This window comes from Bacteroidia bacterium (assembly GCA_037045145.1).
GTDB lineage: Bacteria > Bacteroidota > Bacteroidia > AKYH767-A > OLB10 > OLB10.
In genome coordinates this window covers 733,475-759,410 of record JBAOIA010000012.1, presented here as the reverse complement: position 1 = coordinate 759,410, position 25,936 = coordinate 733,475, and the positions used below count along the sequence as shown (strand labels likewise).

Genomic DNA, 25,936 nt, shown 5'->3' with positions numbered 1-25,936 from the left:
ATGAATAGGTTTAGAACTGTTGTCCGATAACAAAAGAGAACTTGCCAACACCGGTGCGTGGGTCGTCACGTTGTGGGTCCAGACGCCAGCCGTAGTCAAGACCAAGCAGGCCAAACATAGGCAGAAATACACGAAGACCTACACCACTAGAACGCTTTAAACTAAAAGGGGCAAACTCTCTGAATGTTGACCATGCATTGCCGCCTTCAAAGAAACCCAATACATAAATTGTTGCACTTGGATTGAGTGAGACAGGGTAACGTAATTCAGTCACAAATTTATCGTAGATAGTCCCGCCTACATCGTTACCAATGTTGTCTGTTGGAGTAAGCGCACTGTTTTCATAACCACGCAATGCAATAATTTCACGACCATCAAGTGCATAGCCGGATAGGCCATCACCACCAACGTAAAAACGTTCGAATGGCGACTGCCCGATGCCTTTGTTATAAAAACCAAGGAAGCCAAACTGCATTTTATTATACATAACCAGGTTGCCAAGAAGTTTGGTGTACCAGGCTACACTGAATTTCCACTTATGATATTCAATCCACTTGTATTTTTCTTTGGTATCTAACTTCGAATAATCCTTATTCGTAAATGCCGAGTACGGAGGTGTAAACTGCACAGAAAAAGAAATTTCTGATCCTTTGCGCGGATAAATAGGCTGATCTACACTGCTGCGGGTCAAATTTTCTTCAATAGAAATATTGTTTGATGTTCCATCGGTAAATAAGAATGTGGAACGGTAATTTTTCAGCGTATAAAGCCCGTAATTAATTCCTGAGTAGAGTGTAAAGTAATCGTCAGGCCATTTCAATCTTTTTTGTAATCCAACAGTTGCACCTGAAATAAATATAGCCTGTCTGTTGTCGTTCGATTTTTTTAAGCCATTCGTTTGAATAGAATGATATATTGAAACAGTTAGTGCATTAGGCTTTTTACCTCCAAGCCAGGGTTCTGTAAAGGAAGCATTATATGACTGATAGTAAATTCCGTTTGTAGTAGCACGGATGCTTAATCGTTGTCCGTCACCGGCAGGAAGTGGCCGCCATGCTTTGGTATTTAAAATATTTCTGGCAGAAAAATTATTGAATGTTACACCTAATGTTCCAACAACCTGATTGGCTCCCCATCCTCCGGAAAGTTCTACCTGATCGTTAGGTCTTTCTTCTACTTCATATTCAATATCAACAGTACCATCAACCGGGTTTGGCTTTGGGTTGACTCCCATTTTTTCAGGATTAAAGTATCCTAATTGCGATAATTCGCGTTGTGTTCTGATGATATCGCTTCTGCTGAAAAGCTGCCCGGGTTTGGTACGTATCTCACGTAAAATTACTCTGTCATTTGTTTTGGTGTTTCCTTTAACTGTAACATGATTTATCCTTGCCTGCTTACCTTCATAAATTCGCATTTCCAAATCTATTGAATCATTTTCTGCAGATACTTCAACAGGATCAATATTGAAAAACAAATATCCATCATCCATGTAAAGCGAAGTAATGTCACGGCTAGACTCACTCATGTAAAGTGAACTTTCAAGTCTCTTGGCATTATAAACATCACCCGGTTTTATTCCTAAAACTTTATTTAGTTCAGCAGAGGTGTATTTGGTGTTTCCAATCCAGCTGATATTTCTGAAATAATAACGATTGCCCTCATTAACTTTAATATCAATGTTGATTCTTCTGCTACTGACAGGGTAAATACTGTCACTTATTATCTGTGCATCGCGATAACCTTTCTCGTTATATTTTGAAATCAAATTGCTTTTGTCATCAGTATATTTATCCTCGTCAAATTTCTTGGAGTTGAAAAAATAACGCCAGCGTTGCTCACGTGTGCCTTTCATGGCTCGTTTTAATTTAACACTGCTTACTTCTTCATTGCCTATGATGTTTACTCTGTGAATTTTTACACGCTTGCCTTTGTTGACATTGATAGCTAAAATTTCACTGTTTGTTTCAGTAGTATCTTTAATTGTTGTCAGGTTAACTTCAGTATTCAAAAATCCTTTTTCTTTATAAAAATCAAGTACCTGAGTTTTTACAGTGTTAAGTGCATTATCAGATAGCACTCTTCCTTTTGAAATCTGAATTTTTTCGCGAATTTTATCAGCATGACCTTTTCGTACACCCGTAAATGTAAACTTACTTAATCGGGGTTTTTCCTGAAGTTGAAGGTCAATAAATATTTTTTTACCTTCAATTCTGGTAGCAACAATTTTCACATCGGTTAACAGACCTTGTTTCCAAAGGTTTTCTATTGCCTTGGTAAATTTTTCGCCCGGCACCTTTACTTTTTCTCCGACACTTAGTCCTGATAAAATTTTCAATGCATTTTGATCGAGATATTTTATTCCACTGACAGTAATAGCAGCTATTTCGTACTCTTTGGGATTGTTATAGTCTAACGTTACCTGATCGTCACCAACAGTTACCTGTGCAATGGAAAAAGTTGAAAGCAATATTAAAAAGGTTAGTAAACCTAAAATGTGTTTATGCATGTTTGGCATTTGTTGATTCGTTTACGCCACCAAACCTTCTGTCGCGGTTTTGATAACTAACGATTGATTCAAAAAAATCTTCGCGCCTGAAATCGGGCCAAAGTTTGTTGGTGAAATAAAATTCGCTATAGGCAATCTGCCACAGTAAAAAATTAGATACTCTGTATTCGCCACTTGTTCTGATGAGCAGTTCAGGATCGGGAATTCCGGCAGTGGTTAAATATTTCTCTACTAATGAGTCGTTGATTTCTTCTGCATTAAGTTTGCCGTCTTTAACATCCTGAGCAATGTGTTTTATGGCTCGGGTAATTTCCCATCGCGAACTGTAGCTTAATGCCAGCGTTAGGGTCATTCTGCTGTTGCCAGAAGTTTTATCAATAGCGGCTTTAAGATTTTTCTTGCATCGGCCGGGCAGACTTTCAATATCTCCAATGGCATTTAGTCTGATGTTATTATCCATCAGCGTTTTGGTTTCTTTCGAAATAGTGTTTACCAACAACTCCATCAATGCATTGATTTCAATAGCAGGTCTATTCCAGTTTTCAGTGCTGAAAGCATAAAGCGTCAGGTATTCAATACCCAATTCTGCAGCACCTTCCACAGTGTCGCGAACGGCAGCTACACCATGCTGATGCCCAAACATTCTGAGTTTACCCTGCTTTTTTGCCCATCGTCCGTTACCATCCATAATGATGGCCACATGCCGGGGCAGAAGGTTTGTTATGATCTGATTTTTTATACTCATTCGTCAAAACGAAGGCGCAAATTTAGAATTTTAACCGAATGTTGAAGTTTAACTTTTTAACGCATTTTTAACGATTTTATGTCGTTTCACAAAACATTAATATTCACAATAGTCTTTTAACATTTTTTTGCATTTGAAAGGGAATAGACTTTAGCTGACATTTTGCAACATAAATGAACCTAAATGTGCTGTTTATGAAAACAAGTTAATTTTTTTTCCTGCTCGTAAAAATGTATAAATTGTCCGTAGTTTACTTGCTTAATTTACGCATCTTTGTAAAATGGATTTTCGTATCAACTCACCATTTAAGCCTACCGGTGATCAGCCCCAGGCCATTAAAGAGTTGGTAAAAGGCTTAAACAGAGGCGACAGGCACCAAACCCTTTTGGGCGTAACCGGAAGTGGAAAAACCTTTACCGTTGCCAATGTAATTGAGAAAGTACAACGTCCCACCTTAATTTTAAGTCATAATAAAACGCTGGCAGCACAGCTTTATGGAGAGTTTAAACAGTTTTTTCCTGATAATGCTGTTGAATATTTTGTTTCTTATTACGATTATTATCAGCCGGAAGCATTTATTCCAACTACCAATACTTACATTGAAAAAGATCTTGCCATTAATGATGAGATTGAAAAACTTCGGTTAAGTACAACATCAACCTTGCTTTCTGGACGAAAAGATATTATTGTGGTAAGCAGTGTGAGTTGTATATATGGATTGGGAAATCCGGCAGATTTCTTAAAGGGTATTATCCGAATTTCAAAAGGTGAGCGCATCAGTCGCAATACTTTTTTGCATGCATTGGTAACCGCTTTGTATTCACGTACAGAAACAGAATTTAAACGCGGCACTTTTCGGGTAAAGGGCGATACGGTTGATTTGTTTTTAGCCTACGCTGAACGAGCACTGCGGTTTTCTTTTTTTGGCGATGAAATAGAAGAAATAGAAAGTATTGAACCTGCAACAGGAAAACGGATTGAGATATTAGATCATGTGGCAATTTTTCCGGCAACCATTTTTGTTACCAATGCAAAACAACAACTGAAGGCCATCTGGCAAATTCAGGAGGATATGGTAAAGCAGGTGGACTATTTTAAAGAACAAGGCCGACATCTTGAAGCCAAACGCCTCGATGACAGAGTGACTCACGACCTTGAAATGATTCGGGAATTGGGATACTGTTCAGGTATTGAAAATTATTCACGCTACTTTGATGGACGTGAACCCGGCATGCGCCCTTTTTGCCTTCTCGATTATTTTCCGGAAGATTATATTATGGTCATTGATGAAAGTCATGTAACCATACCTCAGCTAAGAGCCATGTATGGAGGCGACCGTTCTAGGAAAGTTAATCTGGTAGAATATGGTTTCAGGCTTCCTGCAGCTATGGACAACAGACCTTTAAAGTTTGAAGAGTTTGAAACATTGCAACAGCAAGTTGTCTTTGTCAGTGCAACACCTGCTGATTATGAAATGACAAAATCCGAAGGTGTAATTGTAGAACAATTGATTCGACCAACAGGATTGCTCGACCCTTTGATTGAAGTAAAACCTTGCGGTAATCAGGTAGATGATTTGTTAGAAGAAATTGATGTAACGGTAAAGAAGAATGAACGTGTGCTAGTGACAACATTAACTAAACGCATGGCAGAGGAGTTAGCTAAATATTTGACCAAGCTTTCAATCCGATGTCGCTATATTCATAGTGAAGTTGAAACTCTTGACAGGGTAGAATTGCTGCGTGATTTTCGTCTCGGGTTGTTTGATGTTTTAATTGGAATAAATTTGCTTCGCGAAGGTCTTGATTTGCCTGAAGTTTCACTGGTGGCAATTATGGATGCTGATAAGGAAGGCTTTTTGAGAAGCAACCGTTCATTGACACAGACAGCGGGACGTGCTGCGCGTAATATAAACGGTCGTGTGATTATGTATGCTGACAAGATTACAGAGAGCATGAGAAAGACCATTGATGAAACAAACCGCAGGCGCGAGAAACAAACAAAGTATAATATAGAAAATAATATTGTTCCTACACCATTGAATAAATCGCGCGAAATGATTTTACAGCAGACAGTTGTCTCCGGTTCAAAGTCTGCGAATGCCTATGTTGAAAGTGAAGCGATTACTGTTGCAGCAGATCCTGTAGTTCAGTTTATGACAGCAGAGCAGTTGGGGAATGCCATCATCAAAACAAAAAAACAGATGGAGGTTGCAGCAAAAGAGATGGATTTTATAGAAGCCGCGCGCTTGCGTGATGAAATGTTTGAATTACAAAAGCTGATGAAAGATCGTTTTAACAGAGCGGTGTAATTTTTTTTGCGGTTTTTAAAAACATTTAAGCCTCAGGGTAGAAAAAACATAAAACTTCTTCAAACCAATGTCACAGGTTAAAGTGTTTTAAAAATGGCTATCAACTATTATCTTTGTGCATTGTTAAGTTAATAAATCATGACAGTAATTTCAGATAAATTAGATATCAGCAAATTAAAAACACCTACCGGTACAACACTAAGTTGCAAAGGATGGGCACAGGAAGCAGCATTGCGAATGTTGCATAATAATCTTGATCCCGATGTGGCTGAACGTCCCGAAGATTTAATTGTTTATGGCGGCACCGGAAAAGCAGCACGAAATGTAGAGTCATTCCATCTCATCGTAAAAGCATTGCGCGACCTTAATGAAGACGAAACTTTATTGGTGCAATCAGGCAAACCTGTTGGAATTTTGCCAACACATAAAGATGCTCCTAGAGTAATTATTGCCAACTCAAACCTTGTTGGTCATTGGGCTAACTGGGATTATTTTCGTGAGTTGGAAGCAAAGGGTTTGATTATGTACGGACAGATGACGGCAGGAAGTTGGATTTATATTGGCTCGCAAGGTATTGTTCAAGGTACTTATGAAACGTTTGGAGAGGTGGCACGTCAGCATTTTGGCGGCTCACTAAAAAATACATTAAATGTTACTGCCGGACTTGGTGGTATGGGTGGCGCACAACCCTTAGCCATTACAATGAATGAAGGAACATGTCTTGCAGCAGAAATGGAAGAGTGGCGTGTTGATAAGAGAATACAAACACGTTATCTGGATGAAAAATTTTCTGATTTGGATAAAGCAATTGACCGTGCATTTGAAGCAAAACAAAAAGGGGAAGCTGTTTCAATTGCCTATATTGGTAATGTCATAGATTTGCTTTCACGATTGTTGGAAAGAAATATCATCCCGGACACATTAACCGATCAGACTTCGGCACACGATGCTCTGGTAGGATATTTCCCTGAAGGATTAAATGTGGAAGATGCAAAAGTTTTACGCGAAACCAATCCTGAAGAGTATATAAAACGCTCTAAACAAAGCATGCGAAAGCATGTAGAACTGATGATTGCTTTACAGAATAAAGGTGCTGTGACGTTTGATTATGGAAACAACATTCGTCAGCAGGCTTTGGAGATGGGATTAAAAAATGCATTTGACTTTCCGGGGTTTGTACCTGCCTACATACGTCCGTTATTTTGCGAAGGCAAAGGTCCATTCCGTTGGGCAGCACTTAGTGGAGACCCCAATGATATTTATGAAACCGATAAGAAAATTCTGGAACTGTTTCCTGATAATAAAGGTCTGCACCGTTGGATAGCGATGGCCCAAAAACGAATTGCTTTTCAAGGATTGCCTGCACGTATCTGTTGGCTTGGACAAGGAGAACGCGAAAAGGCAGGTCTTGCTTTTAACGAATTGGTTAAATCAGGTAAAGTAAAGGCACCCATTGTTATAGGTCGCGATCATTTGGATTGTGGAAGTGTGGCTTCTCCAAACCGCGAAACAGAAGCTATGAAAGATGGTAGTGATGCCATTGCAGATTGGCCAATACTAAATGCATTGATCAATACTGCCGGTGGTGCAAGCTGGGTTAGCTTACATCATGGTGGTGGCGTAGGCATTGGCTACAGCATACATGCAGGTATGGTAATTGTTGCCGATGGTACTGCTGATGCAGCAACAAGGTTAAAACGTGTGTTGCATAACGACCCGGCTATGGGAGTTCTGCGACACCTTGATGCTGGTTATGATATTGCAGCTGATACAGCAAGAAAACACCGTTTGAATTTGCGTGATAGACTGGCATGAGAAAAAACAGGGGAATATTATTTTTATTGACATTGGTGATGCTGGCATTCACAGCTTGTACACCAGAAAATGATAACACAGGTGATGACAGAGATAAATTTACCGGAAGCTGGACATGCCGTGATTCTAATACAACAACTGGTGTAACAGACCCACTTTATTCGGTCAGCATTTCAAAAGTTGGTGTTGATGATACAATAATGATTTCAAATTTCTACAATCTTGGCGGATCAACATTTGTAAAAGCTGTTGTCAGTGGAACAAGTGTTGTAATCCCTAATCAGTATGATGACAGTTATTTAATAAATGGATCAGGGATTTACAGTAACAGCGAAGTGAAACTCAATTATTCTGCTTCCTTAGGCAGCAATATGAGTAATATTTCTGCGAAATATTCAAGATAACTTGTCAGAGATTTTCAGGTAAATATTTTCTTTTCAGCCTAACATAGTCTGCCGTGAAATACATTCTTAAAATGGTTGCGTAATAATTGTAGGGTTTATGTTGCCATCCCCAGCCAGCCTTTTTATAAAGGTTTTCGTCAGTAAATTTGCCTTTTGAATCACGTTTGTAAACTTGCATGAGCGAATCGTTTTGCAAAATTGAAGAGTCGCGCAATATAAGTGGGTAAGGTGCTGCCTCTAATTCAACTCTGTTGCCAATGGGTTTGTAGTTAAACTCTTTTTTATAATCAGGCAATTCGGCATAGCCAACATTTTTAACAATTCTTTTATGTGCCGACTCGGAAACACTTCTTAAAATCTGACCTAATTTATCTTCAAGCATTATAATTCCCTGTTCGGTTGCAGCTTTTTTTGCATTGAATGATTGATTGTCAAAAAGCATTCCCCATAAACTGTTTTTTAATGAGGTGCTGTCATTATACGAAATAGGGAATGTTGGAATTTGGTCAGTAATGTTAACTATATTGAAACTTTTATGTGTTGCACAAAACTTACGGTTGTATTCATTTACAAATGCCTGATTACCTATCATAGGTGCTGCAAATGCATAGGTTCTGAAATTATTTTTTGCTGAAATTTCCTTGCCTTTAATATTATTGAGCCATGCAGTGGCAAGATTGGCTAAAGAACCACCCTGACTATGTCCTGTAATGATGATGTCGTAAATGCCATCATCGTTAAGTATCTTAATCCTGTCAATTAATTCTACATGCATAAATGCCAATCCTAATGAGTAGCCACTATGAACCGCAGCACTTGTGTCATCAGCAAATTGATAATTAAAATTTTCTCCCTCTAAATTTATAACTCCTTGTGCAGGAATCATGGCTGCATAAATATTTTCAAGCCAGCTTACCTGCTTGTCTGTGGAGCCTCTGAAATGAATAACCGCAGTGTGATTTTTCTTGTAGATCTGAAATTTATTATCCATGCCAAAAACTCCTGAAGTATAAACTTTACGATAATCTTTGGGAATGATGTCTTTATCACTTTTATACAAATCAATAAATGTGAAACTATTACATATAGCAATCATATCACGCATTTCGGATTTGTCTAGGCCTGTTTGTGCATTTAGTTGTGTACAAATCAGAAGCAACAGCAAAGTGAGTCGGAATTTCATTGGATATAGATTAAATTTTCGATTCGTATTGCAATGATAACATTCAAAATATTGCTAAATTGTGCAGATGCTCAAAAGTTTTTCAGAAGCACCTGTAGAAAAATAATCATTTAGTCAAACATGTTCATTTTCATTTCACAAAATGGCTGGTAGTTTTACAAAAACTATTTTGTTTGATACGTAAAAACTATACTTTTACAAACCTTTAAATTTATTATGAGTAAAATCAAATTCATACCGGTTTTGTTAACCGCATTCATCCTTAGTGTATTTAAAAGTAATGCATCTTCCGATGGCTATCAGGTAAAAATAAAGATAACACCTGTTTATAAAGATTCGCTTTATTATCTCGCAAATTACTTTGGAGACAAACAATATATTCAGGATTCTGCAAAAGCAGATGCTGCAGGAATGGTTATTTTTAAAAGTAAAGAGAAATTGCCTGGGGGTATTTATTTGTTTGTTGTTCCGGGAAAAAAGTATTTTGAACTGATAATAGATAAAGAACAAAACTTTACCATGGAAACAGACACTGCCGAGATGGTAAAGAATATGGTCGTAAAGGGCTCTGATGACAATCAGAAATTTTACAACTATCTGCGTTTTGTAATGGAAAAACAAAAGGAGGCAGAGTCATTACAATCTGCTATGCATAACGCAAAGACTCCTAAAGACAGTCTTGATGCTCTTGATAAATTAAAAGACCTTGGCAAGGTTGTAACCGATTTTAAATTAAAGTATATAGCAGATTACCCGGACTTTTTATTGAGTAAAGTTTTTAAAACCTCACAAGAACCCGAAGTGCCTGAGGCACCTTTGTTAGCCAACGGCATGAAAGATTCAACCTTTGCCTATCGTTATTATAAAGCACATTATTTAGACAATGTTGATTTTTCTGATGCACGTTTGTTGAGAACTCCTCTGTTTCATACCAAATTGGATACCTATATCAAAAAACTAGTAATGCAGGTACCTGACAGCATAAACAAAGAAGCAGATATGTTGGTGGCAAAGGCACGGGCAAATCCGGAAATTTTCAAATATGTAGTTTGGTATCTTACCAATACTTATGAGACATCTAATATTATGGGAATGGATGCCGTTTTTGTACACATGGCAAAGACCTATTATACCAAAGATCAGGCAACATGGGTTGACTCAACAACACTGTATAAAATTCAAGAACGGGTAAAAGTCCTCGAACCAATTTTGATTGGTCAAAAAGTAAAGAATTTAATTATGGAGGATTCCAGTGGTACATATCAAGCATTGTATAATATTAAAACGCCATATACAGTTTTGTTATTTTGGGATCCGGATTGCGGTCATTGTCAGAAAGTAGTTCCGGAAGTTGAGAAACTATATAATATTGTAAAAGGAAAAGGGGCAGAGGTTTATGCAATTTGTACAGAGACTGAAATGGAGAAGTGGAAAAAGTTTATTCGGGAAAAGCATTTAGATTGGATAAATGTTGCGGACCCAAAGTATCAGAATAATTTCAGATATGAATTTGATATAACAAGCACACCTCAGATTTATTTGTTAGATAGTAATAAAACAATCGTTGCAAAAAAGATAGATGTGGAGATTCTGGCAGATATTTTATCGAAGAAACTTAACATGAAAATAGAGGGTATTAAAAACCCTGAAAAACCGGCTCATTAAGAATGCTTCTCCAATATTTATATGCACGAGGAGATACATATCAGTTTACGGGAATGGATATTTTCTATTCTCTTTTTCTACTCGTGTTTATATTTTATTTTGCCAAATCCATAAGAGATAAACACATTAAGACAAATCCGTCTTATCGATATTTTTTAAGCGGAATGATGGCTAAAATTGTTGGAGGCATAATGGTGGTGTTGGTCTATACGCTTTATTATTCAGGAGGCGACACCATTTATTATTTCTTTGATTCAATGACCATGTCTAACCTGTTGTTCAAAAATTTTATTCATTTTGGTGATGTGGTGATTAATGGTTGGGAGAATTATAAATTCAGTTATTTAGATAGTACTACCGGAACATTTGTTTACTATCGTAGCCCGGAATCATTTTTTATTTCCAGGATACTTTGGCCATTTACACTTGTCGGATTGCAACAAATGATACCAACAGTAATGTTACTGGCATTAGTCTCTTTTGGAGGAGTTTGGCGTATGTATCAGATATTTATTAAAGAATTCCCGATGCTAGAACGCCCGCTTGCCTACACATTTTTCTTTTTGCCATCAGTGTTTTTTTGGGGGTCAGGAATATTAAAAGATTCGATTACCCTGAGTGCATTAGGTTATTTTTTTTACTCCTTCTACTACGTATTTATTGTACCGAAGAAGGTTTTTAAGAACCTGGTAATAGTAATTATATCTGCATGGATAATTATTTCGATAAAAGCATATATTTTTATAGGTGTTCTACCCGGTGCACTCATTTGGATTGTAAGTAAATTAACCTCTAAAATCAGGGGAGGATTTATCAGAAAAGTAACTTTTCCTTTGATAATGATTATTGTTGGGCTTTCAGGATTTTTACTTCTCAATACTTTAAGTGATGAACTTGGTAAGTTTAAAATTGACAGACTGCTGGATGAGGCAGCTGTTTCAAATGCAGATTTACAGTCGGATTATTACGGAGGTAATTCCTTTAGTATAGGAGAAATAGAGCCAACGGTTCAAAGTATGTTAATTCATATGCCTTTGGCAATCAATGCTGCATTATTCAGACCTTATATAACTGAAGCAAGAAATGTTATGATGATAGTATCAGGTTTGGAGAATCTCTTTATTTTATTATTTACCTTATATGTTCTTTATAAAGTAAAAATTTTCGGCATTTTTAAATATTTCAATAAGAATAGCCTGCTTACTTTTTCATTAATATTTAGCTTGTTTTTTGCATTTGCAGTTGGTATCTCAACAAGTAATTTTGGAAGTCTTGTACGCTACAGGATACCATTGCTGCCATTCTTTGTTTCTTCTTTAATCATAATCAGATATTTGTATGAAAAAGAAAAGGCAGAAAAACGCGAATTAAGTTATAGCTACTACAAAGCAATTACAGAATAAGCAGTTTAAATATATATTAATCTAAAAATATCTAAAAATTTCTTTTTCTAACTGAGATTTCAGGTGGGGGAATAATAATTGTTTTTAAAAAGAAGGAAGCCTGCCTAAAAGAAAATGACTAACCAAAACCGAATTCTAAGTCAGACAGGCGCTCCTTATATGTGTTTTTCATAGCTGTTCACATGGCAAAAATTCCATCATGGCTTCGGAACTATGCAGTAAGAGGATGAAATAGCCTAAAAGTTGCATAACCTTTTAAATTTTTCTCTTTGTATTACTAATTCATTGAATTGCAGTAGATAAATTATTGACAATTGTGTTCAATGAATAAGAATGTGGAAAATTAATTTTCGCGGACTGATTAAAACTATTTGTTTTTATGAAAATTACATTAAATTTACCCCGACTAAGTAAGCCACCACTAAAGCACCAAAGACTACAGATATCAGCCCATAGCGAATAACATTTAATTTTTTTTCGAATGGTATTAAAAAGTATGCTGAGTAGTATTTTTAAAAATGATTTTCAGTCCGCTTTATTACCGGAGCAGAAAATCAATGCCCTCTTTCTAAACCACCTACCTAATTTTCAATTAATCAGTCGGCCTCATGATTAAACATTTACTCACTACATGTATTTTTTTCGCAATCTCATTTAATTCATTTGCACAGAATTATTTAATGAGCAGCACCAATGTATCAACCTGTGCTGGAAATTTTTATGATAGTGGAGGCGGAGGTGCAAATTATGGCCTCAATCAAAACACTACAATGACCTTGTGTAGCAATACAGCAGGACAATGCATTAGGATTTCTTTTACTGCCTTTAATCTTGAAAATAATTTTGATTTTTTAAGAATATATAATGGACCAAATACGGCTTCACCATTAATTGGCTCTTACACCGGAACCACCAGCCCTGGTGTAGTCACAGGTACTTCCGGTTGCTTAACATTCGTTTTTACATCAGATGGATCAATAAACCATGCTGGATGGACTGCCTCAATAAGCTGTGTTACCTGTGCTGCCGGTGGTAGTTGTCTTCAGACTTGTAATGGTGGTCCTGCACCGGTGAATGATGCATGTAGCGGAGCACAAAACCTTGGTACGCTTCCGGCACCTGCAGCATGTCCTAATGGAATAGGGGCATGGGTAAATGTCAGTACAACAAACTTATGTGCAACAGCAGAAATGCCTTATACAACATTAACAGGATGTAATCCATCAGGTAATATGGCAAGTCCTGCAAGTGATGTATGGTATCGTTTAAATTTAACGGGACCTACTTTAAATGTACAGATTTCAGGTGGAATACAAACTCCAAATGTAGCACTCTACTCAGGCACTACTTGTAATAACCTTATTGGTCGTGGGTGTGCTATAGGAGCAGGGGGCATATTGAATACAACTTTTGGTGGACTTGCAGCAGGAACCTATTTTTTGCAAATAAGTGGTGGTAGTTTGACAGACCAATGTGATTTTAATCTTGCATTGCAAAACAATTTTGATTGCCAGGGTTGTGTTATTGTAAATAATCTGGTTGTGAATCCGCCACCGGTGAATGGAACTTACCAGGCCGGACAGTTGGTTAACTTTTGTTATACCATTTCCGATTACAATCAAACATCTGTTAATTGGCTACATGCTGTAGTTCCCACATTTGGTGCCGGATGGGATATGAGTACATTAACCACTGTTATGCCTGCAAACTGTTCGGGTTCAGGTGCATGGGGTTGGTATAATACTAACATTACAAGTTCTGCTACTGGTGTGATTCATGGACCCGGGTTTTATTATGAATCAGGTTTAGGAAGTCCTTTAGGTTTTATGGATGGCAATCCCGGTAATAATTTTGGAGATAACAATGCTACCAATAGCTGTAACTGGACATTTTGCTTTAGTGTAAGAACAATGCCGGCATCACAATGTACACAAGGTGCTAGTTTAAATGTCAGTATAGACACGTATGGTGATGGCGAGTCAGGCTCATGGACTTCACTAGCCTGCACAGGCGATCCGGTAACTGATTTTTTTGCTACACTTTCATGTTGTCAGCCTCCGATAGTAAACCCCAACAATCCACTTTGTGATGGTTATGTAGGAAGTGCAAACGGCATTGCTCAAGGTGCATCTCCATGGACATATATCTGGCAAAACAGCGCAGGGGGAACAATTATGCAGGTCAATAATATCAATAGTGCTCATGCAATTCCCAATCTTGCAGCAGGCAATTATTCACTGACTACTATTGATAATAATGGATGCTCATCAACTACCTATTTTTCTATCACTACACCCCCTGCAATAATTATAGCAGCCAATGCTGTAGGGACAAAATGCAATAGCAATAATGGGGCAATAAATATTTTTGCAAATGGAGGTGTCGCACCTTTGCAGTACAGTATTGATAATGGCACAACATTCAGTGCAGCATCAACATTTAACAATCTTGCAGCAGGCAGTTATACTGTTGTTGTTAAAGATGCCAATGGCTGTACATCATCACAGGTTGTGAATGTAGCCACATCAACAAGTCCTGTTATAAACAATAGTCCTGTTACTCAGGTAAGCTGCTTTGGTGGCAATAATGGAAGTATAGTTGTTAATGCATCGGGTGGAAATCCACCATTACAATTTAGTATTGATAACGGAACAACTTATCAGACTTCAAATAATTTTACCTCATTGACTGCAGGCAGTTATACTGTTGTTGTTAGTGATGTTGATGGCTGTACCTCCAGTGTAATTCTCAATGTGACACAACCAGCACAAATAAATATTTCCAATATTCAAACAACAGATGCAACCTGTGGCAACAGTAATGGTTCATTGGTTGTTACTGCAAGTGGCGGTACAGGAGTTCTGCAATACAGCACTACCGGAGGACCTCCTTATCAGGTGTCAAATACTTTTAATAATCTTGCTGCATTAAACTATAATGTTGTAGTTATTGATGCGAATGGTTGTACGCAAACACTCAATGCACAAGTAAATAATTCATCTGCACCTGTTATAAATACAGCTAATGCATCAGCACTATTATGCAATGGTGATAATAATGCTGCAATTACAATTAATGCAAGTGGCGGAACGGGTGTATTGCAATACAGTATAAACAATGGCACAACATTTCAATCAGGAAATGTTTTTAATGGATTGGCAGCAGGTACTTATAATGTTGTTGTCAGTGATGCAGCAGGTTGTCTGGTTTCAACTTCTGTGGTTATTACAGATCCTGCATTATTAAATGTGTCGGCAAACAATGTTGGCACAACATGTACACAAAGCAATGGTTCTATAACAGTAAATGGTAGCGGTGGTACAGGCACTTTACAATATGCAATGAATGGTGGTTCTTATCAAGCATCAACAAATTTTAATAGCCTTGCCGCAGGTAACTATACTGTTACTGTACAGGATGCCAATGGCTGTACTGCAAGTATATCATCAAATGTTACCGATGCACCTTCAGCAATAATTGTTAATATTAATACAACACCGGTTAGTTGTAATGGTCAATCGGATGCCACAATAGATATTGTTGCAAATTCCGGAACAGCTCCTTTAAATTATTCTATTGATAATGGACTTACCTTTCAGGTAGGAAGTTATTTCTCCGGGCTTCCTGCTGGCAGTTATAATATTGTAGTTAGTGATGCCAATGGATGTACAACTACAGGTAGTATAAATGTTGTTGAACCAACAACGTTAACTTTAAATCTTAATGCAACCAATACAACCTGCAGTCAAACTAATGGAAGTGTGAGTGCAGCTGCTAATGGCGGTACACCTGCTTATCAGTTTAGTATTGATGCTGGTGGTACATTTCAGTCAAGTGCAAGTTTTAGTGGTTTGGCAACAGGGGTTTATTCAATCGTTGTTCAGGATGCAAATGGTTGTACAGCATCGGGTAGTATAAATCTTTCAGATTTACCCGGCCCTCGTATAGACAATGTAGTTACAGTTGACATTAATTGTAATGGTGCAAATAACGGATCAGTTTCTGTCATGGCTTCAAACGGTACGGCACCTTTGCAATATTCAATTGATAACGGTACAACTTATCAGTCAGGAAATGTATTTGGAAGTCTTTCACCCGGTAATTACAATATTGTTGTACAAGATGCCAACGGATGTACTGTCACAACCACAGCAACTGTTGCAGAGCCAACAGCAATTGTGATTAGTGGCACACCCGTTACAGATGCAAATTGCAATGGAGCAAACAATGGAAGTATCACCATCAATGCAAATGGCGGAACAGGCACGTTGCAATATTCAATAGATAACGGTACGACTTATCAGTCAGGAAACAACTTCAGTAGTTTATCACCCGGTAATTACAATATTGTTGTTCAGGATGCCAACGGATGTACTGCAACAACCACAGCAACTATTGCAGAGCCAACAGCAGTTGTGATTAGTGGCACACCCGTTACAGATGTAAATTGTAATGGAGCAAACAATGGAAGTATCACAATCAATGCCAATGGTGGTACCGGTACGTTGCAATATTCAATAGATAACGGTACGACCTATCAGTCAGGAAATGTATTTGGAAGTCTTACACCCGGTAATTACAATATTGTTGTACAGGATGCCAACGGATGTACAGTCACAACCACAGCAACTATTGCAGAGCCAACAGCAGTTGTTATTAGTAGCACACCCGTTACAGATGTAAATTGCAATGGAGCAAACAATGGAAGTATTACTATGAATGCAAATGGCGGAACAGGCACGTTGCAATATTCAATTGATAACGGTACGACTTATCAGTCTGGAAATGTATTTGGAAACCTTTCACCCGGCAGTTACAATATTATTGTTCAGGATGCCAACGGATGTACAGTCACAACCACAGCAACTATTGCAGAGCCAACAGCAGTTGTTATTAGTGGCACACCCGTTACAGATGCAAATTGCAATGGAGCAAACAATGGAAGTATCACCATCAATGCAAATGGCGGAACAGGCACGTTGCAATATTCAATTGATAACGGTACGACTTATCAGTCAGGAAATGTATTTGGAAGTCTTACACCCGGTAATTACAATATTATTGTTCAGGATGCCAACGGATGTACAGTCACAACCACAGCAACTATTGCAGAGCCAACAGCAGTTGTTATTAGTGGCACACCCGTTACAGATGCAAATTGCAATGGAGCAAACAATGGAAGTATCACCATCAATGCAAATGGCGGAACAGGCACGTTGCAATATTCAATTGATAACGGTTCGACCTATCAGTCAGGAAATGTATTTGGAAACCTTTCACCCGGTAATTACAATATTGTTGTACAAGATGCCAACGGATGTACTGTCACAACCACAGCAACTGTTGCAGAGCCAACAGTAGTTGTGATTAGTGGCACACCCGTTACAGATGCAAATTGCAATGGAGCAAACAATGGAAGTATCACCATCAATGCAAATGGCGGAACAGGCACGTTGCAATATTCAATAGATAACGGTACGACTTATCAGTCAGGAAACAACTTCAGTAGTTTATCACCCGGTAATTACAATATTGTTGTTCAGGATGCCAACGGATGTACTGCAACAACCACAGCAACTATTGCAGAGCCAACAGCAGTTGTGATTAGTGGCACACCCGTTACAGATGTAAATTGTAATGGAGCAAACAATGGAAGTATCACAATCAATGCCAATGGTGGTACCGGTACGTTGCAATATTCAATAGATAACGGTACGACCTATCAGTCAGGAAATGTATTTGGAAGTCTTACACCCGGTAATTACAATATTGTTGTACAGGATGCCAACGGATGTACAGTCACAACCACAGCAACTATTGCAGAGCCAACAGCAGTTGTTATTAGTAGCACACCCGTTACAGATGTAAATTGCAATGGAGCAAACAATGGAAGTATTACTATGAATGCAAATGGCGGAACAGGCACGTTGCAATATTCAATTGATAACGGTACGACTTATCAGTCTGGAAATGTATTTGGAAACCTTTCACCCGGCAGTTACAATATTATTGTTCAGGATGCCAACGGATGTACTGTCACAACCACAGCAACTATTACAGAGCCAACAGCATTATCTTATAGCTCTGTTGTAACAGATGCAAACTGCGGCAATGCCAACGGAGGCGTAACAATTAATGCAGCAGGTGGGACATTGCCCATACAATATTCAATAGACAATGGAACAACATTTCAAAGCGGGAATAATTTTACCGGACTCTTAGCCGGAAGTTACCAAGTGCAGTTGCAAGATGCCAACGGTTGTACATTTAGTGGAGTAGTCTCTATACAGAATTTGGCTGCACCGGTAATTAATCAGGTTGTATATTCCGGATTAACTTGTAATGCATCAAACGATGGAACGATTAGTATTAATGCAAGCGGTGGGGTAGGCACATTGCAATATTCTATTGATAATGGCACGACATATTCTTCTAATTTTAATTATTCAAATCTTAGCTCAGGCAATTATTCAATAATTGTTCAGGATGGTGCAGGATGTCAGGCTACGTTTGCTGTTGTGATTACAGAACCTTCAGTTTTAATTGTTAGTCCTATTATTAGTAACACAACATGTACCTCGGCAAATGGAAGTATTGTATTAAATGCAAGTGGTGGTACTTCACCGTATTCTTACAGCATTAACAGTGGCGCTAATTTTCAATCTCAAAATAATTTCAATGCAATTGCAGCAGGGAATTACACTGTTGTAATTACTGATGACAATGGCTGTACTGTTTCGCAACCTGTAGCTGTAATTGATGCACCTGCACCAAATATTAGTAATGTTCAAAAGACTGATATTTCATGCAATGGCTCCAGTGACGGTGCATTTCAAATACTGACTAACGGTGGCACAGCACCTTTGCAATATTCTAGCGACAATGGTTTAAATTATCAGGCACTAAATAATTTCAGCAATTTACCGGCTGGAAACTATAATGTTATTGTGCAGGATGCCAATGGATGTACTGTAACTACATCTATTCAACTTATTCAACCTTCTGCAATTGTTTTAAATCAATCTGCAACACCAAGTACTTGTGGCAATAATGATGGTACTGTTACGGTAACAACAAGTGGCGGAACAGGAATATTTAATTTTAGTATTGATAATGGACTTACCTATCAGTCATCGAATGTTTTTAATCAGTTGTTTGCAGGAAATTATACTGTAACAGTACAAGATGCGAATGGTTGTACCAACACAATTGCAGTTGCGGTCAATAACCTTTCTGCACCTTCTATTCAAACTGTAACACAAACAGACATCACTTGTAATGGAGCTAATAATGGAACTATCACATTGTCTGCAAATGGCGGAACAGGTGCATTGAGTTATTCAATAAATAATGGAACAAGTTATCAGGCCAGCCCGGTATTTCAATCACTAGCTCCCGGAAATTATAATGTTGTTGTTCAGGACGGTAATGGTTGTACAGTTACATCAACTGCGACAATTGCAGAGCCGTTAGCAATTCAGATAAATGTTACCACAACTAACACGACTTGCGGAAACAATAATGGCACAATAGATGTTCTGGCAAATGGCGGAACAGGATCATTAACTTATTCTAATGATGGTGGTTCAATCAATCAGGCATCAGGTCACTTTGGTAATGTGTCAGCTGGTACATATCAGATTGTTGTTACTGATGGCAATGGTTGTACTTCAACTTCACAAATCATCGTTACAGATGCGCCATCACCGGTTATTGCCAATACGCCCTTAGTACAAATTTCGTGTAATGGTCTTAGTGATGGTGCAATTACTATTAATACACTTGGTGGTTTAGCTCCATTACAATTTTCAATTGACAATGGAATTAATTCACAACCATCCGGCCTGTTTGGTAATCTATCACCAGGAAATTATCAGATTCTGGTTACCGATGCTAATGGTTGTACTGCTACTACATCTGCTGTTTTAGTTCAACCGTTAGGAATTATGGCAAACGCTGCGACTATTAATGCCAACTGTGGCACTGCTGATGGAGCTATAACTATTGCAGCAAGTGGAGGCAGTGGGGCATTGCAATTTTCAATTGATAATGGTGTTTCGTTTCAGAGTGCTTCCTCCTTTGGATTTCTTACTGCAGGAAATTATAGTGTGATAATTCGTGATGCTAACGGATGTACCAATACAGTGACAGCTACCGTAAGCAATAATTCTGCTCCTTCAATTTCTGCTGTTAGTGCCACTGATATTACATGTTTTGGTGCAGGTAATGGTGTTATTTCTGTAAGTGCTAACGGAGGTTCTGGCACATTGCAATATTCTATAGATAATGGTGCAACATTTCAAACCTCTCAAATTTTTAATAATGTAGTTGCCGGTAATTATACAGTGGTAGTTCAGGATGCTGGCGGCTGTACTGTTACAGATGTTGTCTCTGTTACAGAGCCATCAATGCTGAATATGAGTAATACCACAAGTGGCTCGACATGCGGAATATTAAACGGTCAGATAAATATTTCAGCAAACGGAGGCACGGCTCCATTTCAGTTTTCAATTGATAGTGGCGTAACATTTCAAAGTACAGCAACTTTTTCCGGATTAACTTCAGGAACTTATCAGTTGCAAGTACAAGATGCTAACGGTTGTGTAATAAATACAACAACGCAGGTTGCTAATGCACCATCGCCACAAATCAATCAGGTTACACATACAGACTTAACTTGTTTTGGAAGTCAAAATGGTACAATATCTATTGCTTCGTCAGGTGGCGCTTCTCCCGTTATGTATTCAGTTGATGGAGGTGTACAGTTTCAAGCCGGTGCTGTATTCAGTAATTTAAATGCAGGCAGCTATCAGATATTGATACAAGATGTTAATGGATGTACAGCTACATCATCAGTGGTGGTAACAGAGCCAAGTGCAATAGCTGTAACATCAGTATCTACTGATGCCACTTGTGGTAACAGCAATGGCACATTAGCAGTAAATACTATTGGCGGTTCAGGGATACTCACTTACAGTATCGATAGCGGATTGAATTTTCAGAGTGGTAGTTTATTTCAGAACTTATTGGCTGGATCATACAATCTTGTTGTACAGGATGCCAATGGCTGTACATCTTCAGCAATTGCATTAGTTAGCAATGCATCTGCACCAGTCATTAATGCTGCACCTGTTACAAATGTATCATGCAATGGCTATAATGACGGAAGCATTGTAATTCAAGCTAGCGGTGGTTTAGGAACATTAACATATAGTATTAATGGAGGTGTTACTTCATTTCCAGGTGGAATATTTAACAATTTGATTGCAGGAAGTTATAATATAATAGTAACAGATTCTACAGGTTGTAGTGTAACGGCTGTTGCAAATATTTCTCAGCCATCGGCTATTCTTTCAAGCACATCTGTTGTAAATGCTATTTGTGGTTCGAACAATGGTGCCATAACCATAACGGCAAGTGGTGGTGTGGGAACTTTACAGTATTCAATAAATAACGGTGGAATCTTTCAGGCAGTAAACATTTTTAATAACCTTGGTGCCGGAAACTATCAGGTAGTTGTGAGTGATGCTAACGGTTGTACGATTGGCGCAGTTGCATCAATTAGCAACGCCAATGCACCTGTTATACAATCAACCAATGTTACTCATGTTAGTTGCTTTGGAGGCAACAATGGTGCAATCGTTATAAATGCTAATGGCGGAACAGGTGTTCTGCAGTATTCCATAAATAATGTTGTTACTTACTCTTTAAATAATACATACACTAATTTGCAAACGGGCAGCTATTCTATTCAGGTTATTGATGCTGCCGGATGTATTGCTACATCTAATGTTGTAATCACAGAGCCTGATGAATTGTTGTTTAATACAACTTCTACCCCTGCTACGTGTGGTAATGCCAATGGACAACTTACATTCAATGCAATTGGTGGAACAGCACCTCTACAATATTCTATGAACAATGGTTCAAGCTTTCAATCCGGTGTGAGTTTTTCAGGCTTGACAGCAGCAAACTATTCAGTTGTTATACAAGACGCAAATGGATGTTCATCAAGTGCTGTTGCAACAATTACCAATCAGGCAGGCCCATCAATTGCTACCGTTATAGCCAATGATGTAAAATGTAATGGAACAGCAAATGGTGTCATTTCTATCAGTGCAAATGGTGGTACAGGGATTTTGCAGTATTCTATCAATAATGGTTCGTCATTTCAACAAGGGAATATTTTCTCCGGATTATCAACAGGTATCTATCAGATAGTTGTTAAAGATGCAAATGGATGCAACATAACATCACAATCTATAATTAATGAACCAGATCCTATTTTGTTAACAGTTATTGAAAACGGTTCAACATGCAGTCAACCCAATGGCGGTATAAATGTTTCTGCAAGTGGAGGCACAGGAGTATTGCAATATTCTGCAAACAATGGAATATCATATCAGGCTTCATCTTCATTCATGAACCTATCAGCAGGAAGTTATACTGTAATGGTTCAGGATAGTAATGGATGTACTTCGCAAATCCCGGCAACAGTTACTGATGCACCTGCACCGGTACTTCAGAATATAGGTGTGACAAATGTTTTGTGTTATGGTAATAGTGATGGGTTAATTCAGGTTCAGACAAATGGTGGCACCGGAACATTAAACTATTCATTAAGCAATGGTGATGTTAGTTTATCAGGAATATTTGACTCACTAGGATGGGGTAACTATGTAGTATCTATTACTGATGCAAATGGTTGCTCTGTATTCGGAAATACAACAGTCACACAACCACAGCCATTGAATTTTTTCGTTAACACAACTGCATCTACCTGTGGCAATGACAATGGAATAATCACCGTGAATAATGTAACAGGTGGTACAGGTGTTTGTGTATTCTCTTTGGATAGTGGATTGACTAATCAGTCACAAAATCAGTTTGTGAATATGAGTGCCGGAAATTATTCAGTGTTGGTAACAGATTCAAATGGCTGCTCGATACAATCAAATGTTTTATTGGCAAATATTGCAGGTCCATTATTTGGTACACTAAATGTTACAGATGCATTATGTTCAGGCTCTCTGAATGGTTCTATCACTGTTAGCCCGCAAGGTGGCACAGGACCGTTTTTGTTTAGTGCAGATAGCGGATTGAATTATCAGGCAGGAAATATTTTCAGTGCATTGTCAGCAGGAAATTATAATTTGATTATACAAGATGCTAACGGATGTTTATCAGACAGTGTTGCAACAATTAATGAACCATTGCCGCTGAACTATCAGGTTGCTTCTGCAGTAGCTACCTGTGGTAGCAGTAATGGTACTATCACATTAAACGCAACAGGTGGTAGTGGAAGTTATCAGTATAGCATTAATAATGGAATAACATTTCAATCAACCGGCACATTTGGTGGTTTGATTCCTTCTGTTTATCCTGTTGTGGTTACTGATGTAAACGGATGTTTGGACAGTGGAATGGTTAGCGTTGCAGATGCGCCATCGCCAGTTTTATCATTAATGTCTGTTAATGACGCAACCTGTAACGGATATACTGACGGTGTTATTTCTGTTTCATCACAGAGTGGTACATTGCCTATTCAATACAATATAAACGGTGGCAGTTGGCAGCCGTCAGGCAACTTTAATAATTTGTCTTCAGGAAATTATTCTGTAATAGTTCAGGATGGTTTTGGTTGTACTGATACTGTTACTGCGTTAATAGCAGAACCGTTAATAATTGCATTACAGACTTCTTCAACGCCTGTATTGTGTAATGGTCAAAGTAATGGACATGCTGAAGTGACAGTAACAGGTGGTACTTCCCCATATTCTTACCAATGGAATGGAGGAGTGACAACTGCTTTTGTAAATAATATTACATCAGGAGCATACTCTGTTATTGTTACTGATGCCAACAATTGCACATCATCTGCTTCTGTAGTTGTTACTGAACCTGCTGCTCTGCAAATGACATTATTAACAACACCGGTAACCTGTTTTGGCTACAGCAATGGTGTCATTAATACAACAGCATCAGGTGGAACAGGAAATCTGCAATACTCTATCGATACCGGAGCAACTTATCAGAATGCAAATGTATTTACATCATTATCATTTGGAAGCTATGCAATACAAGTTACCGATGCAAATGGTTGTACTTTATCTGTTCCTGTTAGCGTTACACAACCTGCTGCTGTTTCACTTATGTCAAGTGCAATTGATGTAAAATGCTTTGGTGGCAATGATGGAAGTTTAACTTTGAATACAAATGGAGGAACAGTACCATATCAGTTTGTTATTAATAATGGAAATCCACAAGCAGGCGCAACGTTTAATAATCTGACAGCAGGAAATTATGTTATTTCAGTTACTGACTCTATGGGTTGTATGAAAACAATTTCAGACTCAGTAGGGCAGCCAACAGCATTAAATGCAGTTGCATCCGGACAGAATGTATTATGTAACGGACAGAGTAATGGCGCAGTTAATGTTGTTGTAACCGGAGGCGTTCAGCCTTATTTATATCAGTGGGCTGGTGGTTACACAACATCGCTTGTAAACAATTTGCCTCAAGGAAGCTATCAGGTAACGATTACAGATTTTAACGGTTGTACTATTCAATCATCAGCAAATATTGCACAGCCAACAGCAATAAATTTGGGATTAACACCTGATCCAACAATTTGTATTGGACAGTCGGCATCAGTAACTGCCAATGCAAATGGTGGTACACCTCCATATGTATATAAATGGAATACCGGACATATAGGTGCTACCTTGCAGGCTTCACCTGTTATCACAACTACTTATAATGTATTTCTAACGGATAGCAATGGCTGTAATTCGCCTTTGCGTTATGCAAATATAAATGTCAATCCTGCTTTAGCTTTGGTATTGACTGATGATGACACATTATGCGAAGGGCAAAACACTACATTAACAGCTACACCTTCCGGTGGTAATGGCGGTCCATATAGCATCACTTGGAATGGTCAAACACAACCTTCAGCTTCAATTACAGTTGCACCATTGCAAACAACCAATTATGTTGCTACGTTGACTGATGGTTGTACGGTAATGCCTGCAACAGCAAATGTTGTTGTTCTTGTTAATCCGTTGCCACAAGTAGTATTTGTTCCATTATCAACAGAGGGTTGTGTTCCGCTTACAGTTGATTTTCAGAACCTGTCATCTAACGGTGCTTCATGGCAATGGACATTTGGAGATGGAGATAAGGACACTCTATTAGATCCTTCTCACACCTATACGCAACCGGGAACTTACTCAGTTGGCCTTTACGCAGTAAGTAATGCAGGATGTGAAAACCAACTTGTTCTTGATGATGCCATTCAAGTTTATGAAAACCCACAAGCTACATTTACAAGCAACAGGATAGAAGCATCAATTCTTGATCCGTGGTTTGAATTCAGAAATCAAAGTATTGGAGCTTCCACTTATCTATGGGACTTTGGCGACCAGCGAACAACGTCAACTGAATTAAACCCGATGTATGTTTATGGCGACACCGGAACCTATCAGATTATTTTAACAGCCACCTCCGAACATCAGTGTAGTGATACTGCTTATGGCGAAGTGCATGTCAGTGGTGCTGTTACTGTTTATATTCCAAATGCATTTACACCAAACAGTGATGGTCGTAATGAATTGTTTTCTGTTTCAGGCGTAGGCTACACAGAATTGCAGATGATAATTTTTGACCGATGGGGAAATATGCTGTTTAATCAGACCTCTTCAAATCCGGGATGGGATGGCATGAATATGTTTAACAATTCAAAGTGCCAGCAAGGTGTTTATGTTTATAAAGTAATTGTAAAGAATATATTCAATAAGCAACAAGAGTTTAAAGGAACTGTTAGTTTATTGAGGTAAATACATGCGATAAAAAATAAGCCCTTCGCAAATTTTTGCGAAGGGCTTATTTTTTAACTTAAG

General features: G+C 38.2%; 9 protein-coding genes. 6 read left to right on the top strand and 3 right to left on the bottom strand.

Annotated elements, in window-relative coordinates:
• Positions 1-10: 10 nt before the first annotated feature.
• The gene (bamA, locus tag V9G42_12700; protein MEI2760280.1) at positions 11-2,509 is read right to left on the bottom strand and encodes an outer membrane protein assembly factor BamA; all 2,499 of its coding nucleotides are present in this window, start codon (positions 2,507-2,509) and stop codon (positions 11-13) included.
• The gene (locus V9G42_12695; GenBank protein ID MEI2760279.1) at positions 2,502-3,254 is read right to left on the bottom strand and encodes an isoprenyl transferase; all 753 of its coding nucleotides are present in this window, start codon (positions 3,252-3,254) and stop codon (positions 2,502-2,504) included. The genes bamA and V9G42_12695 overlap by 8 nt, the downstream gene beginning before the upstream one ends.
• Before the next feature lie 280 nt (positions 3,255-3,534).
• On the opposite strand from V9G42_12695, the gene uvrB reads away from it, so the two are divergent.
• The 3 genes from uvrB (at position 3,535) to V9G42_12680 (ending at position 7,784) form a co-directional block, all read left to right on the top strand.
• Positions 3,535-5,565 (top strand): excinuclease ABC subunit UvrB, encoded by a 2,031-nt coding sequence (gene uvrB, locus V9G42_12690; protein MEI2760278.1) that lies wholly within the window; start codon positions 3,535-3,537, stop codon positions 5,563-5,565.
• A 138-nt stretch (positions 5,566-5,703) separates the two neighbouring features.
• Complete coding sequence (gene hutU, locus V9G42_12685; protein MEI2760277.1) at positions 5,704-7,380, top strand: urocanate hydratase; 1,677 nt, start codon at positions 5,704-5,706, stop codon at positions 7,378-7,380.
• Positions 7,377-7,784: a hypothetical protein gene (locus tag V9G42_12680; protein MEI2760276.1), complete on the top strand. Its 408-nt coding sequence runs from the start codon at positions 7,377-7,379 to the stop codon at positions 7,782-7,784. Before hutU ends, V9G42_12680 begins: the two co-directional genes overlap by 4 nt.
• Positions 7,785-7,788: 4 nt before the next feature.
• Here V9G42_12680 and V9G42_12675 read toward each other — a convergent pair whose 3' ends face one another.
• Complete coding sequence (locus V9G42_12675) at positions 7,789-8,967, bottom strand: hypothetical protein (protein MEI2760275.1); 1,179 nt, start codon at positions 8,965-8,967, stop codon at positions 7,789-7,791.
• 216 nt (positions 8,968-9,183) lie between these two features.
• On the opposite strand from V9G42_12675, the gene V9G42_12670 reads away from it, so the two are divergent.
• From V9G42_12670 to V9G42_12660, 3 genes are all read left to right on the top strand, one after another.
• The gene (locus V9G42_12670) at positions 9,184-10,632 is read left to right on the top strand and encodes a redoxin domain-containing protein (GenBank protein ID MEI2760274.1); all 1,449 of its coding nucleotides are present in this window, start codon (positions 9,184-9,186) and stop codon (positions 10,630-10,632) included.
• Positions 10,633-10,634: 2 nt separating this feature from the next.
• Entirely contained in the window at positions 10,635-12,035 is a 1,401-nt protein-coding gene (locus V9G42_12665) for a hypothetical protein (GenBank protein ID MEI2760273.1), read from the top strand.
• Between the two features lie 680 nt (positions 12,036-12,715).
• Positions 12,716-25,873: a PKD domain-containing protein gene (locus V9G42_12660; protein ID MEI2760272.1), complete on the top strand. Its 13,158-nt coding sequence runs from the start codon at positions 12,716-12,718 to the stop codon at positions 25,871-25,873.
• The last annotated feature ends 63 nt before the right edge of the window (positions 25,874-25,936 follow it).